Origin of the sequence: Curtobacterium sp. ME-Dv--P-122a (assembly GCF_030209645.1) — a bacterium.
Classification (GTDB): domain Bacteria; phylum Actinomycetota; class Actinomycetes; order Actinomycetales; family Microbacteriaceae; genus Curtobacterium; species Curtobacterium flaccumfaciens.
On the sequence record NZ_JARVRO010000009.1, the window covers coordinates 101,519 to 117,016 of the forward strand.

The following is a 15,498-nucleotide window of genomic DNA, read 5'->3' on the forward strand; positions in this document are numbered from 1 at the left end:
GAGAGCAGGCTAGTCCTATTCTGGACCGGTCCAGTTTGTTCCAGTGCTGTCCAACGAAGCGAGCGCAGATGCCCCCGAAGATCTCCATGAACGTCACGACGACGTTCCATGGCAACGTCGTCCAGGACGTCCGCCTCGCGAGGGAAGCCGGCTACGGCGGCATCGAGCTGCAGAGCCCGAAGCTCTACCGGTACCTCGATGCCGGCTACGACGTCCAGACACTGCCGCCACTGCTCGAGGGCCTCGAAGTGACGGGGCTCGGTGCCGTGCTCGACATCGAGCGTCAAGGTGCCGGTCGCGACGACTTCGTCGCGGAGGTCGAGCGGATGTGCGGTGTGGCGACCGCCGTCGGTGCGCCCATCGTGCAGCTGTGCACCGGGCCGGTCGATTCCGCCGTCGTCCGTGACCACCGCGCTGGCCGGCTGGCCGACGACGACACCCGGTACCGGGCGACGCTCGGACTCGACGAGGACGCAGCGGTCCGCATCACCGGTGCGAACGTCCGTCTGGCGGCGGACATCGCCGCGGACCACGGGCTCGAGGTCTACCTGGAGCCCCTCGCCTGGGCGCACCTCAACCGATGCCGGCACGCGCTGGACATCATCGAGGAGGCCGGGCGCGACAACGTGGGGATCGCACTCGACACCTGGCACTTCTGGACGACCGGGGACACGCTGGCCGAGGTCCGAGCGCTGCCCGCGTCGGTCATCAAGGCCGTCCACCTGTCGGACGGGTTCGACCTGGACCGTGACCGGACGGTTCCCGACCAAGCCGTCCACCGGAACGTCGTCATCGGAGGCGGTGCGATCCCGCTGCAGCAGTGGGTCGACGCGATCAAGGCCACCGGGTACGACGGATGGTGGGTCACCGAGATGTTCTCCGACCGGGCGAACGAACAGGATCCCGCCGTCGTCGCACGCACCATGCACGACCTGACCGCGATCCTGGTGGGCTGATCATGACGCAACGCTTCGCACTCGTCGGTGCCGGGTTCATCGGCGCCGTGCACGCCGCGTCCCTCGCAGCGCACCCCGACGTCGACTTCGTGGGGATCCACGACGTCGACCGCGACCGCGCTGCATCGCTGGCGGCACGGCACGGCACGCGGGCGCTCACCCAGGACGAGATGTTCGACGCGGCGCAGGTCGACGCGGTCTTCGTCGCTTCCTCCACCGACACCCACGCGCAGCACCTGCGCGCTGCCGCCGACGCCGGGATCGCCGTGCTCTGCGAGAAACCCATCGCTGCCGGGTTCGCCGACGCGGTCGCGGTGGTGGAGCACGTGCGTGCCAGCGGCGTGCCGGCGATGCTCGACTTCAACCGGCGGTGGGACCGTGACCACGCCGAGCTGCAACGGATCGTCGCCGCAGGGGAGATCGGTGCGGTCGAACTCGTCCAGCTCAGCTCCCGCGGCCCGTCCCTGCCGCCGCTCGACTACCTGCGGGTCTCGGGCGGCCAGCTCCGCGACCAGACCGTGCACTTCTTCGACCTCGTGCGGTGGATCACCGGCGAGGACCCGGTGACGGTCGCGGTGGCGGGTTCGGCGCTCGTCGACCCGGCCATCCGCGAGTTCGGCGACGTGGACACGTCGGTCACGACCCTCACGATGCCCTCCGGCGCGCTCGTGCAGATCGACAGCGTGCGGCGCACCGGTTACGGCTACGACGAGCGCATCGAGGTCATGGGGTCGTCCGGACTCGTCGAGTCGCGGCGGAACCGCCGCGGGAACGTCGCTCGCTACACCGACGGGCACATCGTCGCGGACGGACTCCACGACGGCTGGTTCGAGCGCGTGCAGCCCACCTACGCCGCGACGCTCGCCGCCTTCGTCGCGTCGCTCGAGTCCGGATCCGAGCCGCCGGTCTCCCTGGAGGACGGGCTCAGGGCCCAGGCCATCGCCGAGGCGGCCACTCGTGCCCTGTCGTCGGCACGGACGGAGCACATCGACTACTGACCCCGGTCGGCCGAGTCGGACTCGCGCCGGTAGGATCGATGACCATGGTCGAACTGGACTTCACCGAGCAGCTCTCCGCCCTTCGCGAGACCTTCGGCAACATCCGCTCGGTGGTCGACGTCGACCGCCTGCAGCGTGAGATCGCCGACCTCAGCGAGCAGGCCGGGGCCCAGGACCTCTGGGACGACGTCGACCACGCGCAGCAGGTGACGAGCGCGCTCTCGCACCGCCAGTCGGAACTGAAGAAGATCACCGACACCGAGCAGCGCATCGACGACCTCGAGGTGCTGGTCGAGATGGCGAACGAGGGCGACGACCAGGAGTCCGCCGACGAAGCGCTCGCCGAGCTCAAGGCGATCCAGAAGATGATCGGCGACTTCGAGGTGCAGACGCTCCTCGACGGTGAGTACGACGACCGTCCGGCGGTCATCACGATCCGCGCGGGTGCGGGTGGCGTCGACGCGGCGGACTTCGCCGAGATGCTCCTCCGCATGTACCTCCGCTACGCCGAGCAGCACAACTACAAGACCACCGTGATGGACACCTCGTACGCCGAAGAAGCGGGCATCAAGTCCGCGACGTTCGAGATCGACGCCCCGCACGCGTTCGGCACCCTGTCGGTCGAGGCCGGCACCCACCGCCTGGTGCGGATGTCGCCGTTCGGTGCCGCCGGCAAGCGCCAGACGTCCTTCGCCGCAGTCGAGGTCATCCCGCTCATGCCGGAGACCGCCGTCATCGACATCCCCGAGAACGACATCCGCGTCGACGTGTTCCGCTCGTCGGGCCCCGGCGGGCAGTCCGTCAACACGACCGACTCTGCGGTTCGCCTGACGCACATCCCGACCGGCACCGTCGTCTCGATGCAGAACGAGAAGTCGCAGATCCAGAACCGTGCGGCCGCCATGCGCGTGCTGCAGTCGCGCCTGCTCCTCCTGAAGAAGGAAGAGGAGAACGCGAAGAAGAAGGAACTCGCCGGCAACATCACGGCGAGCTGGGGCGACCAGATCCGTTCCTACGTCCTGGCGCCGTACCAGATGGTCAAGGACCTCCGGACGGAGCACGAGGTGAACAACCCCTCAGCCGTGTTCGACGGCGATCTGGACGGCTTCATCAACGCGGGCATCCGCTGGCGCAAGCAATCCGCTGCCGAGTAGGGGTTCCTGAGCCGCGCGCCTCGCTTGCTTTCCAAGCGGGGCGACCTACCCTGATCCGGTCATGATCAAATTCGACCAGGTCACCAAGGTCTACTCGGGCAACCCGAGTCCGGCGCTCGACAACCTCACCCTCGAGATCCTCAAGGGCGAGTTCGTGTTCCTCGTGGGCGCGTCCGGTTCCGGCAAGTCCAGCTTCCTGCGCCTCGTGCTCAAGGAGGAGAAGCCCACCAGCGGGCAGATCCACGTGCTCGGGCAGCGCCTCGGGTCCCTGGCATCGCGGAAGGTCCCGTACTTCCGCCGCAACCTCGGCGTGGTCTTCCAGGACTTCCGTCTGCTGCCGAACAAGAACGTGTTCGACAACGTGGCGTTCTCGCTGCAGGTCATCGGCAAGAGCAAGGGCTTCATCAGCGAGGCCGTGACCGACGTGCTGAAGCTCGTCGGTCTCGCCGGCAAGGCCTCCCGCATGCCGCACGAACTCTCCGGTGGTGAGCAGCAGCGTGTGGCCATCGCCCGCGCCGTCGTGAACAAGCCGGCGATCCTGCTGGCCGACGAGCCCACCGGGAACCTGGACCCCACCACGTCCGCCGGCATCATGGCGCTCCTCGAACGCATCAACCAGGGAGGCACCACCGTGCTGATGGCGACGCACGACGCCAGCATCGTGAACCAGATGCAGCGTCGGGTCATCGAGCTCTCGAACGGCACCGTCCTGCGCGACGAGCAGTCCGGCGGCTACCAGACCCAGGCCGTCCCGATCCAGCGAGGCACCGTGTCCAACACCACCGGCATCCAGACGATCCCGGGGCTCATCCGATGAGGCTCGGGCTCGTCATGTCCGAGGTCGGCTCGGGCCTGCGGCGCAATGCGTCGATGGTCGTCTCCGTCGTCCTCGTGACCTTCATCTCCCTGACCTTCGTCGGCACCGCGATCCTGCTCCAGATGCAGATCAACCAGATGAAGGGGTACTGGTACGACCGGGCACAGGTCGCCGTCTACCTGTGCACCGACACCGACACCACGGGCAACTGCACCGGCGCGAAGGCGACCGCGGACCAGCGCGAGCAGGTCCAGGCGCAGCTCGACTCGTCGACGCTCAAGCCGTACATCGAGAAGACCTACTACGAGAACCAGGACCAGGCCTTCACCCGGTTCAAGGAGCAGTTCAAGGACTCGGCCGCGACGGAGTTCGTCAAGCCGGAGTACCTGAACGAGACCTTCTGGGTGAACCTGAAGAACCCGTCGCAGGCAGACGTCCTGGTCGAGAGCCTGTCGAAGGTCGCCGGCGTGCAGAGCGTCGTCGACCAACGCGGGTACCTGCAGCCGATCTTCAACCTGCTCAACGCCTCGTCGTACACGGCGATCGGCATCGCGGCGCTCATGCTCGTGGCCGCGGTGCTGCTCATCGCGACGACGATCCGCCTGTCGGCGTTCAGTCGACGGCGAGAGCTCGGCATCATGCGGCTCGTCGGTGCGTCGAACCGGTTCATCCAGACACCGTTCGTGCTCGAGGGGGTGATCGCCGCCGCCATCGGAGCCGTCCTGGCCGGAGGCGCCATCACCGCCGTGGTCTGGTTCTTCGTCCGGAACTTCCTGGCGGAGCGCTTCACCGGCACGGCGTTCATCGGCATGGGAGACGCGGCCATCGTGGTCCCCGCGGTGATCGTGATCGGGGTGCTCCTCGCCGCGGCATCGGCGTCGATCGCCATCCGCCGGTACCTGAAGGTCTGACGCAGCACAGCATCCGCGAACGGGCGGCGCGCCGGGAAGGTGCGCCGCCCGCTTCGTGTTGAGTAGTCTGTAGGGCTGCGCGGAACCACCCACGCAGCGCACTGCACCGGTCACCATCGAGAGGAGTCGTCATGGCGAAGGAACGCGGGGAGAAGATCGTCGCGACGAACCGTCGCGCCCGGCACGACTACCTCATCGAGGACACGTACGAAGCGGGCATGGTCCTGTCCGGCACCGAGGTGAAGTCCCTGCGGATGGGGCGCGCGTCCCTGGTCGACGGGTACGCCTACATCGACGGTGGCGAAGCGTGGATCGACGCCGTGCACATCCCGGAGTACACCGAGGGCACGTGGAACAACCACTCGCCGCGGCGGAAGCGCAAGCTGCTCCTGCACAAGCAGCAGATCGTGAAGATCTCGCACAAGACGGCGCAGGGCGGCTACACCCTCGTGCCGCTGCAGATCTACTTCCACGACGGTCGGGCCAAGATCGAGATCGCCGTCGCGAAGGGCAAGCGCGAGTTCGACAAGCGCCAGGCCCTGCGCGAGAAGACCGACAAGCGTGAGGCCGAGCGGGCCATGCGCACCCGGAACCGCGTCGGGGAGTAGCGCCGATGCATCTCCTCGGCTAGACTGAGGGACTGCTCCGACAGGGGCATTGGCAACTCAACAGCGTGACAGCGGCTCGCACGTCCGGCCCGCATGGGGATGATCGGTTTCGACATTGCCTGTGTGCCGACGGGAAGCGGGCCGAGGACCCACGGTTATCTCGTAAACGATCCGTGGAAAACAACAAGTGCCAATTCCAAGCGCACTGACTTCGCTCTCGCTGCGTAAGCAGCCCAGCACATGAAGTCCGTCGGCCAGGTGACCGTCTTCTAACCTGATCCCGACGTCATCCAGAGGACTTGCTGCACGGTTGCGCCTCAGGGCCGTGCGGGACTTGCACTGAGACTGGGCCCGTCGTCCTAGAAGCCGGTAGCAAAGGACGGGGCCGAGCAGAACGAACTATCCGGATACGCCCGTAGAAGACGTCGAATTGCAGCGATGGACGGGGGTTCGATTCCCCCCATCTCCACCATTCGCCGAACGACGAACCGCTGTCACGCTGCGCCACCTGAACGCCCCGGCACCGTCCCCTGGACAGTGCCGGGGCGTTCGCTGTTCCGCCACGTCCGAGGACTACGCTCCGGAGCAGGCGCGCAGAACACGCTCGCGTCGAACCCGAACGAGAGGTCAGCACGTGGTGCAGGAGATCGCGATCCGTGTCCGTCTGCGGGAGCAGGAACGAGTGGTGCTCAGCGAGTACGAGCGGATCGTGGGCTCCGTCGCCACGGTCGCCGCTCTCGCCGCATGGCTGCCGAACCCCGACACCCGTCTGGTCGTTCGCGGCCGCGGCGCGGAGCCGGTTCGCCTCGAGACCGTCACCTACGGCTCGGTGGTCGAGATGCTCGTCGTGCTCGACCAGCGCTCCGCCGGCGTCGAGCGTGCCGCAGCCGCCATCGCCGCGCTCATTGAGTCGGTCCGCCACGAGCACGTCGCCGACGACGTCTCCGGTGTCGCCGGAGAACTCGATCGACTCGACCGCGCTGCCCCGCGCGGACGCTCCGCCGTGGAACGCGCGCTGCGCACGTTCCTCGAGGGGGCACGGTCCGACGTCCTCGAGCGGAAGACGACCACCCGGGTCCGGACCGCGCAGGCGCTGCTCCGGCTCGCCGAGGCGGACGCGGTCCTGACGGTCGAGCGGGTCGCCGACGCCCTGGCACCGGTGCTCGAGGAGCACGCGGTCGACGTCGAGCTGGACACCGGCTCGGCCGTTGTCGTCGAGCCGATCGACGGGGTGGAGTCGCCGGAGACCGAGGCTGCGTCCGACGACGCCGACGCCGACGCCTCGCAGGCGGAGCCGGAGGCCGTGTCGGCCGTCCTGCCGCTGCCGACGGGTGCGAGCAAGGCGAAGTCGAAGAAGGACGACGGCAAGAAGAAGAATTCCAAGAAGGACGACGACAAGAAGAAGTCCAAGAAGGACGACAAGAAGAAGAAGTCGAAGAAGGACGACGACAAGAAGAAGTCCAAGAAGGACGACCACAAGAAGAAGTCCAAGAAGTAGCAGGGGCGGCACAGCAGATCTCCGACCGGGGGTCCGTACCCTGGTGCGGTGCCCCCGGTCCCACCCTCGTCGTCCTGGCGCGGGCTGGGCCGGCTCCTCGGCCGCCGGGCGAGCACCCTCGCCGCCGCAGCCCTGGCGCTCGTCACCGCCGTCGGGACGCTGCGGTACCACCAGTTCCACGCCGGTGAGCCGAACCACGTCGTCGCGGTGGCCCTCGGGGTCGCCCTGATCGCAGCGGGTTCGGCCAGTGCCGTCGTGCTCCTGGGCCGGCCGGTTCCCGTCGCGGTGTCCCTCGGACTCGTGCTCCTCACCGTCGTGCTCGTCGTGGTCGCTCCGAGCGCCGCGTGGAGCGTCGTCCCGCTGGTGGTCCTGCTGCAGACGACCATGCGGGTCGTCCCAGCCACGCTCGCCAGCGCTGCGGCGATCGTCGTCGCAGCGGTCTCGGTGCCCCGTCTGACCGGGAGCGACGACCCGGGGTTGCTCGCGGGGTGCCTGCTGTCCGGCTCGGTGTTCCTCGCCGCGATCGTGGTGTCGCGGGTGGCACTGCACGAGCGATCGCGAACCGTCCGGCAGCTCGTCGCCACCCGCGCGCGACTCGTTGCCTCCGAGCGTCGGGCCGGTGCGCTCGAGGCACGCCAGCACGTCGCCGCTGAGCTCCACGACACCGTGGTGCAGTCGGTGGCGGGCGCACTGTTCCTGACCGAAGCGGCGGAACGGTCCGGGGACGATGCCCTGGCACAGCAGGCACGCCGTGCACTGCGCAGCGCGGTGGTGGACACCCGCGCGCTCGTCGACGGCCTCGGAGCAGACCGACCGGACGCCGGCGAGTCGGCGAACGGCGCGGCGGACGGGCTGACCGACTCGTTGACGGCCGCGCTCTCCACGGCCGCCGAGCGCGTGGGCGCCCGCTGGTCGGCGGTCGGGGAGCGGCAGACGGTGACCCCGATGCGAGCACTGGCCTTGCTGCGGACCGCGCAGGGGGCGCTCGGCAACGCCGAACGGCACGCCGGCGCCGAGTCGATCTCGCTGGAGCTCCGGAACCAGGACGACTCGGTCGCGGTCGTCATCCGCGACGACGGCCGCGGCTTCGACCCGAGCCTGCCGGTCACGCCCGGGCCGACCGGGGGCCACGGCCTGACGATGATGCGCCGGCGACTCGAGGCCGTCGGCGGCACGCTCGACATCCGCTCCGGCCCGGACGGTACGGTGCTGCGTGCGACCGTCCCGTTGGAGGAACCATGACCCGCGTCCTGCTCGTCGATGACCATCCGGTGCTCCGGTCCGGTGTCGCGGCGATCCTCGGCACCTTCCCCGACATCGACGTCGTCGCGTCGACCGGGGACCCGGAAGCCGTGACCGCACTGGTCGCCGAGGCTGCCCCGGACGTCGTCGTGCTCGACCTGGGTCTGGGGACGCGGAACGGCGTCGACCTGATCCCCGGACTGGTGCGGACCACCCGCGTGCTGGTGTTCACGGCCACGGGGACCGACGTGGCGATCATGCGGGCGCTCGATGCCGGGGCGACGGGGTACCTGCTCAAGGACGCCACGGCCGAGGAACTCGCCGCCGCGGTCCGGGCCGCCGCCACCGGGACCGCCGTGTACGCGCGGGCCGTGGCGGAACGCATGCTCGACCGTGGTCGCCGACCGGACGAGACCCTGACCCCTCGTGAGCTCGACGTGCTCGAACTGCTCGCCGACGGCTCGACGAACCGGGTGATCGCAGGGCGGCTCTTCATGAGCGAGTCGACGGTGAAGACGCACCTGGTGCGGGTGTTCGCGAAGCTGGGTGTCGACGGCCGGGCCGGCGCGGTGGCCGAGGCCACCCGACGGGGCATCATCGCCTTCGACGGCCAGGCGCAACCCGCACGCTCGCCCGACGACGTGACGACGTGACGACGTGACGACGTGACGACGTGACGACGTGACGACGTGACGTCGTGACGACGTGACGACGTGACGACGTGACGACGTGACGACGTGACGACGGCGGGGTGACCGATGGTCGCCCCGCCGTCGTCACGATCGACTCAGCGCCGCCGGGTCACTTCGCGATCGCGTCGAGCCCCGCCTGCGCGTACTCCTGGTCCGTGGCGCCGGACGGGGTGCCGCCGACACCGATGCCGCCGATGGAGGCCTCGCCCGCCTTGACCGGCACGGCCCCGGCGAGGAACAGCGTGCCGGGCAGGTCCTTCAGCCCGGCGTTGTCGCCCGTGGCGCGCTTCGCGAGTTCGGACGTCGGCGCCCCGAAGGCCGCGGCGGTGTACGCCTTCTGCCGTGATGCACTGATCGTGTGCGACGCGGCGTTCTCCCCGCGCACGAAGGCCTGCAGCTGGCCGTTGCGGTCGACGACCGAGACGCTGACGAAGCCGGCGCCGTCCGCCTCTGCAGCAGCGAGGGCGGCCGAGGCCGCCCGCACGGCGTCGGCGGAACTGAGCCGCTTCGACTCGACGACGGCGTCGCCGGTGACCGCGACGGTGCGGGCGTCCGTGGCGGTGCGGACATCGGCGGTGGCGCTGTTCGACGAGGTGACGGCAGCGCCGGCCGTGATGCCGGTGACGGCGAGGGCTGCAGCGGCGGTGGCGACGAGGGTGCGGGGGAGACGCATGGGGATGGACCTTCCGTTCGGTGTGGTGGGTCCAGCCTCACGCCGACGGGTGGTGCGGCACATCGACCGTCCGGACCGCGGATCCGGACCGAACGGTCGACCGGGCGCCCGCAGCCGCTCCCGCTAGAAGTCGAACAGGTTCGCTCGGATCCCTCCGGCGCCGTACTCCCGTCGCAGGAGCCCTCGGCGCCGGAGCACCGGCACCAGGTCACCGAACATCCGGTGGATCTGCGCCGGGTGCAGGTCGCCCGAGAAGATGATCCCGTCGTTGTCGGCGTCGCTGCCGAGCTCCTCGATGAAGTCCGCGAACTCGTCCGCCGTCCCGACGAACCCGGACCGCGATCCGGACCCCGGCGCGATCCGCCCCTGCCGCGCCTTGCGGGTGAGCAGCTCCCGCAGCGGCGCGTCCGGGGTGTCCCCGAGCAACCCACGGATCGTGCCAGCCGAGACGTGCTCCCCGAAGGTCCCGGCGGGCACCGGGGCGTCCAGGTCGAGCGCGAGCAGGTCGGTCTCGGAGTCGCTCGACCACGCGATCGCCGCCGCACGCAGCGCGTCGTCGGTGGGGTGCTCGGACGCCGCGACGATGCGGTCTGCCTCCTCCGGCGAGGACACGATCACGGGCTTGAGCACGAACAGGATCCGCAGGTCCGCGGTGGACCGCCCTGCGGCCTCGGCTGCCGCGATCACCCGGGCGCGGTAGTCCGTCACCGCGGCGGCGGACAGCGGCGCGAGCGCGAGCTGCACGTCCGAGTGGGTGCCGGCGAACGCGAGCCCTCGGCCCGAGCCACCGGGGGAGACGACCACGGGGTCCGACGCCAGCGGCAGGGCGTTGAGCGGACCGTCGGCGGTGAAGTGGGCGCCCTCGTGGTGGAACGCGTCGAGCGCGTCGCCGTCCGCGAAGTGCCACGAGTCCGGTGCGCCGACGTACGCGTCGCCCCACGAGTGCCAGAGCCGGCGGAGCAGCGTGATCCACTCCTCGGCGCGGTCGTACGCCTGGTCGTGCGGCAGCGGCGGCAGGCCGGCGTGCCGTGCGCTGCCGACGTCGGTGACGACGTTGATGCCCAGACGGTCCGAGGACAGGTGCGCCAGGGTCGCGAACTGCCGTGCCGCCAGGTACGGCGGGGTGATGCCCGCGTTGACGGTCGGCGCGATGCCGATGTGCGAGGTGGCGGCGAACAGGTACGGGGCGAGCAGCAGCGGGTCGTGCTTCGGGCCGCCGTACGCCTGCCGGATGCGCAGGTCGAGGGTGGCGGGGGAGCCGAGCGAGACGGCGTCCTCGGCGATGACCAGGTCCATGCCGGCCTGCTCGAGCGTGCGGACGGACTGCTGGTACAGGTCCGGCTTCGTCCAGTCGTGGCCCCAGTCCCAGTCGGACCGCCCCCAGGCCTGTGGGCCGAAGCCGCGCGAGAAGAAGTACCCGAAGTGCTGCAGCTCGGCCATTCAGCGCCCCTGCCGGTCGAGGGCCGGCCCACCGACCGCCGTACGGTGCGCGTCGGACGCTCCACGTGCCTCCAGGCCGGCGGCGGCGTCTGCGGACCGCACCGCGACGAGCCCGCGTTCCAGGTCGCGGAGCAGGTCCGCGACGTCCTCGATGCCGACCGACAGGCGGATCAGGCCGTCGTCGATGCCCTGCTCGGCTCGCTCCTCCGGCGTGCGGCCGGCGTGCGTGGTGGTCGCCGGGTGCAGGATCAGCGAGCGGACGTCGCCCAGGTGGGTCATCCGGCTGAACAGCTGCACGGCGTCGATGAACGCCCGCGCGGCGGCTTCGCCGCCGGCGAGCGTGAAGGCGAAGACGGACCCGGCCCCGCGGGGCAGGTAGCGCTGGGCGAGGTCGTGGAACGGACTGGAGGCCAGGCCCGCGTGGTCGACGCTCGTCACCTCCGGCTGCTGGTCCAGCCAGGACGCGACGGCCAGCGCGTTCGCGCAGTGGCGTTCCACCCGCAGCGACAGCGTCTCGATGCCCTGGCGGAGCAGGAACGCGTTGAACGGCGACGGCGCCGGGCCGATGCGTGCGGCGACCACGTCGCGGGCGAACACGGCGAAGGCCCGGTTGCCGTACCGCTCGACGTAGCTCTCGCCGCCGAGGGACCGTTCGGGGCTGGTCAGGTGGGTCCAGCGCTCGGGGGCGGCGGACCAGTCGAACCGGCCGCCGTCGACGACCACACCGCCGAGTCCGGCTCCGTGGCCGGACAGGAACTTCGACGCCGAGTGCACGACGATGTCCGCACCGTGCTCGACCGGGCGCACCAGGTACGGCGTGGCGAGGGTGTTGTCGACGATCAGCGGGACGCCGGCGTGGTGCGCGGTCTCGGCGACGCCGGTGATGTCGAGGACGTCGTTCTTCGGGTTCGGGATCGTCTCGGCGAAGAACGCCTTCGTGTTCGGTCGGACCGCGGCGGCCCAGGCGTCGAGGTCGCGGGCATCGGTGACGAAGTCGACCTCGATGCCGAGCCGGCCGAGGTTCTGCAGCAGCAGTCCACGCGTGCCCTCGTAGATGCTCCGGGCGCTGACGACGTGGTCGCCGGCCTGCAGCAGGCCGAGGAACGCCACGGTCGCCGCAGCCTGACCGCTGCCGACCAGGATCGCCTGGACACCGCGTTCGAGCAGCGCCACGCGGCGCTCGACGTCGGCGTTCGTCGGGTTGCCGAGACGCGTGTAGGTGTAGCCGTCGTCGGTGTCGGCGAAGCGGTCACGGGCCTGGTCGAAGTCGTCGAACAGGAACCCGGAGGACATGTGGATCGCGGGGATCCGGGCGCCGTGTCCGGCATCGGGCACGAAGCCGCCGTGTACCTGCTCGGTCGCGAAGCCGTGGTCGTCGGTCGCCATGGGACACCTCCGGGGGTCGTCTGGTGGTAGCCTCGCAGCCCCTCGGCGCGGACAGGCGATTGCGGCCCCCGGTTACATGGCCGCGACCCCTCAGACGAGCGCGCGGACCCCGGTGACGACGGTGTCCCAGACCTGGAGCAGCGGCTCGCGCGCCAGCCACACGGCGACGGCGTTCACGGCGACGAACAGCACGAACCACAGGGACGCCGGCACCCGCATCTCGGCCGCGGCGATGTGGAAGTCGGTCTGCACCCGGGCGCCGGTGACGAGCCAGCGACCGACCTGCACCACCGAGCGCAGGCCGTCGACGACGAAGAACGCCCCGACAGCGGCGACCACCAGGACGGTGGCCTCGGACGGGCGGACGGCCACCCACAGGGCGAGCGCGTCGAAGCCGAGCACGACGAGCAGGCCGAACCAGTTCCGGACGAACGCCAGCGCCACGAGCCCGATGACCGCGAGCACCACCACGGGCAGCCAGCGGGAGCCGTGCAGCACCCCGGTCACCAGGAGCACGCCCGCCCACAGGGGTGCGCTGTACCCGGCGTACAGGTTCAGGATCCGGACGAGCCACCGGATGCCGCCGGGCACCCGGCCGAGCTGGACCCAGGCCTCGCCGGACCCGTCCGGGTGCAGCTCGATCCGCTGGATCCGCCCGCCGAACGGCACGACGACGATCGCGTGCCCGACCTCGTGCGCGATGGTCGCGGCGATGCGGGCCACGCGGCCGACGAACGGCACGAACGGCAGGACGGCGCCGACGAGGAGCGCGACGAAGACGAGGGGCGGGGCTGCGGTGGTCAAGTGACCAGCATCGCAGCCCCGCCCAGGAAGACCCTGCGGGATCGGCGTCAGGAGAGCCCGGGCGTCGTCAGCACCACCGTGACCAGGACCACGGTGCCGGCGATGGCCAGGGCGGTGAGGACGGCGAGGAAGACCGTCAGGCGGTTCACGCGTCGGCGCCCGGCTATTCGACCGTCACCGACTTCGCGAGGTTCCGGGGTTTGTCGACGTCGCACCCGAGCTGCAGGGCCAGTTCCCGCGCGAGCATCTGCAGTGGCACGACGGCCTCGAGCGGACCCCACGGGGCGGTCATCGCGCCCCAGGCCAGGTCACCGGTGCCACGGCGGCCGAGCGCGGGGATGTCCGCGGACTCGCCGCCGATCGTGATGACGAAGCCGCCGCGGGCCCGGACCTCGGCGATCGCCGACTGGATCTTCGGCTCACCGTGGTCGATGACGACCACCGGGGTGCCGTCGTCCACCAGCGCGAGCGGCCCGTGCTTGAGTTCGCCGGCGGGGTACGCCTCGGCCCAGCGGTAGCTGAGCTCCTTGAGCTTCAGGGCGCCCTCGGCGGCGTACGGCAGTCCGGCACCGCGGCCGAGGAACAGGAAGCCCGTCGCCTCCTTGACGCTCGACACCAGCAGCGGCATCCGCTCGGCGGACACCCGCGCGGCGTGCTCGATCCGGGCCGGCAGGTCGAGCAGTTCATCGACGAGCACCTGCGCGTGCGACGGTTCGATGCGACCGGAGGCCACCATCGCCGAGATCATCGCCGCGACCCCGACGACGACCTGCGCCGTGAACGTCTTCGTCGCGGCGACCCCGATCTCCGGGCCGGCGTGGCAGTCCAGCACGGCGTCGGCCCGTCGGGCGAGCGAGGAGTGCATGTTGTTCGTCAGCGCGAGCACCGGGTGGCGGTCCTCGAACCGGTCCAGGGCGCGGAGCACGTCAGCCGTCTCGCCGGACTGGCTGATCGCGACGACCAGGGTGCCCGGGCCGAGCACGGCCTGGTCGGCCTCGCTCGCGACGACGATGTCGGTCGGCACACCACCGATCCCGCGCAGTGCGGTCGCGATCACCTGGCCGGCGTTCAGCGACGTGCCGCAGGCGACGATCGCCAGCCGGTGGAAGCCGGCCAGGCCGAGGCCCACCCACATGCTGCCGTCGGCGGTGCGGCGGGTCACCCGGTCCAGGATCGTGGCGACGACGTCGGCCTGCTCGTCGATCTCCTTCGCCATGTGGTCGGTGTGGTCGCCGAGGTCGAGCGCGGCGGCGGCGAACGGGGACGGCGTGGGGAACGGCACGGGCACCGTGATGCCGTCGGACGACCAGGTCCAGGCCTCGCCGAGCTCGACGACGTCGCCGTCGCGCAGCGCCACGAAGGTCTCGCACCACTCGGCGATCGCGCCGATGTCGCTCGCCACGAAGTCACCGCGGCCGGAGCGGGCGACGACGAGCGGCGAACGGTCCGCCGCCACGACCATGCGGCCGTCCCGGGCGTCCAGGACCACGATCGCCCACGAGCCCTCGAGCTGCGCCGTCGCGATCTGCACCGCGAGCATCAGGTCCGGGTCGACCGCCAGCGCCCGCTCGACCAGGTGCGCGATGACCTCGGAGTCGACGTCGGACCGGAAGCGGTGGCCCTGCGCCTCGAGCGTCTGCCGCAGCCGCTCCGCGTTCTCGACGATGCCGTTGTGCACGATCGAGATCCGGCCGGTGCAGTCGGCGTGCGGGTGTGCGTTCGCCTCGCGCACGGCACCGTGCGTGGCCCAGCGGGTGTGACCGATGCCGACGCCGGTGAGCGCGTCACCGGAGCGTGCCGCGACGAGCGTGCGCAGGTCGCCGACGCGGGAGACCGAGCGGATCGTCTCGGTGCGGCCGACGGCCGTCCGGACGGCGATGCCGGCGGAGTCGTACCCGCGGTACTCGAGTCGTTCGAGTCCGTCGAGCAGGTAGGGGGTCGCGTCGTCAGACACGCGGGCCGCGATGATGCCGCACATCGGCTGTCCCTTCGGGGGAACGAGGGTGGGTGGAACGGGGAGGTGGGACTGGTGCGGCACCGACCGCCGTCGGGTCTGCCGCGCGTCCGGGGCCTCCCGGCCCGGGAACCGACGCCCGTCCTCGGATCAGGCGAGGACGGACGTCGGTGTCGTTGGGCCGAGGGGTTCGGGTACCGGACGGGGTACCGCGGGCTGGCCCCCGGGGGAGGGGCACGGCGGTCGGTGCAGGAGAAGCCTCACCCGCCGCCGACCACACGGCAACACCCGTCGGACGCTCTTGCGGTTCCCCGCGTGCGGGGGCACACCGCGCTGCGGTCGCGTGCGGACTCCCGCAACCGCGC

At 70.7% G+C, this 15,498-nt stretch carries 14 protein-coding genes and 1 other RNA gene; 10 read left to right on the forward strand and 5 right to left on the reverse strand.

The genetic code is table 11. The features are described 5' to 3' along the window. The first annotated feature begins 68 nt into the window (after nt 1–68). The 10 genes from QRN49_RS11085 to QRN49_RS11130 all read left to right on the forward strand — a co-directional run bounded on the left by QRN49_RS11085 (nt 69) and on the right by QRN49_RS11130 (nt 8,837). Complete coding sequence (locus QRN49_RS11085) at nt 69–956, forward strand: sugar phosphate isomerase/epimerase family protein (RefSeq protein ID WP_284755764.1); 888 nt, start codon at nt 69–71, stop codon at nt 954–956. Between the two features lie 2 nt (nt 957–958). After that, nucleotides 959–1,954: a Gfo/Idh/MocA family oxidoreductase gene (locus QRN49_RS11090; protein ID WP_284755766.1), complete on the forward strand. Its 996-nt coding sequence runs from the start codon at nt 959–961 to the stop codon at nt 1,952–1,954. A 44-nt stretch (nt 1,955–1,998) separates the two neighbouring features. Further along, complete coding sequence (prfB, locus tag QRN49_RS11095; RefSeq protein WP_110863996.1) at nt 1,999–3,108, forward strand: peptide chain release factor 2; 1,110 nt, start codon at nt 1,999–2,001, stop codon at nt 3,106–3,108. 61 nt (nt 3,109–3,169) lie between these two features. After that, complete coding sequence (gene ftsE, locus QRN49_RS11100; RefSeq protein ID WP_111023996.1) at nt 3,170–3,925, forward strand: cell division ATP-binding protein FtsE; 756 nt, start codon at nt 3,170–3,172, stop codon at nt 3,923–3,925. Then, nucleotides 3,922–4,836, forward strand: a complete 915-nt coding sequence (ftsX, locus tag QRN49_RS11105; RefSeq protein ID WP_027465852.1) for a permease-like cell division protein FtsX — start codon at nt 3,922–3,924, stop codon at nt 4,834–4,836. The genes ftsE and ftsX overlap by 4 nt, the downstream gene beginning before the upstream one ends. 131 nt (nt 4,837–4,967) lie before the next feature. Then, entirely contained in the window at nt 4,968–5,444 is a 477-nt protein-coding gene (gene smpB / locus QRN49_RS11110) for an SsrA-binding protein SmpB (RefSeq protein WP_027465851.1), read from the forward strand. 95 nt (nt 5,445–5,539) lie between these two features. Continuing rightward, nucleotides 5,540–5,916, forward strand: a transfer-messenger RNA (tmRNA) gene (gene ssrA / locus QRN49_RS11115). Nucleotides 5,917–6,078: 162 nt separating this feature from the next. Further along, a complete protein-coding gene (locus QRN49_RS11120) occupies nt 6,079–6,942 on the forward strand; it encodes a hypothetical protein (protein ID WP_284755770.1) in 864 nt (287 codons plus the stop codon). 48 nt (nt 6,943–6,990) lie between these two features. Next, a complete protein-coding gene (locus QRN49_RS11125; RefSeq protein WP_284755772.1) occupies nt 6,991–8,184 on the forward strand; it encodes a sensor histidine kinase in 1,194 nt (397 codons plus the stop codon). Beyond that, nucleotides 8,181–8,837 (forward strand): response regulator transcription factor, encoded by a 657-nt coding sequence (locus QRN49_RS11130; protein WP_259572779.1) that lies wholly within the window; start codon nt 8,181–8,183, stop codon nt 8,835–8,837. Before QRN49_RS11125 ends, QRN49_RS11130 begins: the two co-directional genes overlap by 4 nt. A gap of 148 nt (nt 8,838–8,985) precedes the next feature. Here QRN49_RS11130 and QRN49_RS11135 read toward each other — a convergent pair whose 3' ends face one another. The 5 genes from QRN49_RS11135 to glmS all read right to left on the reverse strand — a co-directional run bounded on the left by QRN49_RS11135 (nt 8,986) and on the right by glmS (nt 15,157). After that, nucleotides 8,986–9,549 carry a GlcG/HbpS family heme-binding protein gene (locus QRN49_RS11135; RefSeq protein WP_284755790.1) on the reverse strand — a complete coding sequence of 188 codons (564 nt, stop codon included), beginning with the start codon at nt 9,547–9,549 and terminating at the stop codon, nt 8,986–8,988. 123 nt (nt 9,550–9,672) lie between these two features. After that, nucleotides 9,673–10,989 carry an LLM class flavin-dependent oxidoreductase gene (locus QRN49_RS11140; RefSeq protein ID WP_111029177.1) on the reverse strand — a complete coding sequence of 439 codons (1,317 nt, stop codon included), beginning with the start codon at nt 10,987–10,989 and terminating at the stop codon, nt 9,673–9,675. Beyond that, nucleotides 10,990–12,375 carry an O-acetylhomoserine aminocarboxypropyltransferase/cysteine synthase family protein gene (locus QRN49_RS11145; RefSeq protein ID WP_284755793.1) on the reverse strand — a complete coding sequence of 462 codons (1,386 nt, stop codon included), beginning with the start codon at nt 12,373–12,375 and terminating at the stop codon, nt 10,990–10,992. A gap of 90 nt (nt 12,376–12,465) precedes the next feature. Then, complete coding sequence (locus QRN49_RS11150) at nt 12,466–13,179, reverse strand: M50 family metallopeptidase (RefSeq protein WP_181440684.1); 714 nt, start codon at nt 13,177–13,179, stop codon at nt 12,466–12,468. 163 nt (nt 13,180–13,342) lie between these two features. Further along, nucleotides 13,343–15,157, reverse strand: a complete 1,815-nt coding sequence (gene glmS, locus QRN49_RS11155; protein WP_284755795.1) for a glutamine--fructose-6-phosphate transaminase (isomerizing) — start codon at nt 15,155–15,157, stop codon at nt 13,343–13,345. Between the last annotated feature and the right edge of the window lie 341 nt (nt 15,158–15,498).

Excerpts from the sequence above, each read along its gene's own strand:
- QRN49_RS11085 (WP_284755764.1), top strand. The coding sequence starts at position 69 with ATGCCCCCGAAGATCTCCATGAACGTCACGACGACGTTCCATGGCAAC.
- QRN49_RS11090 (WP_284755766.1), top strand. The coding sequence starts at position 959 with ATGACGCAACGCTTCGCACTCGTCGGTGCCGGGTTCATCGGCGCCGTG.
- prfB (WP_110863996.1), top strand. The coding sequence starts at position 1,999 with ATGGTCGAACTGGACTTCACCGAGCAGCTCTCCGCCCTTCGCGAGACC.
- ftsE (WP_111023996.1), top strand. The coding sequence starts at position 3,170 with ATGATCAAATTCGACCAGGTCACCAAGGTCTACTCGGGCAACCCGAGT.
- ftsX (WP_027465852.1), top strand. The coding sequence starts at position 3,922 with ATGAGGCTCGGGCTCGTCATGTCCGAGGTCGGCTCGGGCCTGCGGCGC.
- smpB (WP_027465851.1), top strand. The coding sequence starts at position 4,968 with ATGGCGAAGGAACGCGGGGAGAAGATCGTCGCGACGAACCGTCGCGCC.
- QRN49_RS11130 (WP_259572779.1), top strand. The coding sequence starts at position 8,181 with ATGACCCGCGTCCTGCTCGTCGATGACCATCCGGTGCTCCGGTCCGGT.
- QRN49_RS11135 (WP_284755790.1), bottom strand. The coding sequence starts at position 9,549 with ATGCGTCTCCCCCGCACCCTCGTCGCCACCGCCGCTGCAGCCCTCGCC.
- QRN49_RS11140 (WP_111029177.1), bottom strand. The coding sequence starts at position 10,989 with ATGGCCGAGCTGCAGCACTTCGGGTACTTCTTCTCGCGCGGCTTCGGC.
- QRN49_RS11145 (WP_284755793.1), bottom strand. The coding sequence starts at position 12,375 with ATGGCGACCGACGACCACGGCTTCGCGACCGAGCAGGTACACGGCGGC.
- glmS (WP_284755795.1), bottom strand. The coding sequence starts at position 15,157 with ATGTGCGGCATCATCGCGGCCCGCGTGTCTGACGACGCGACCCCCTAC.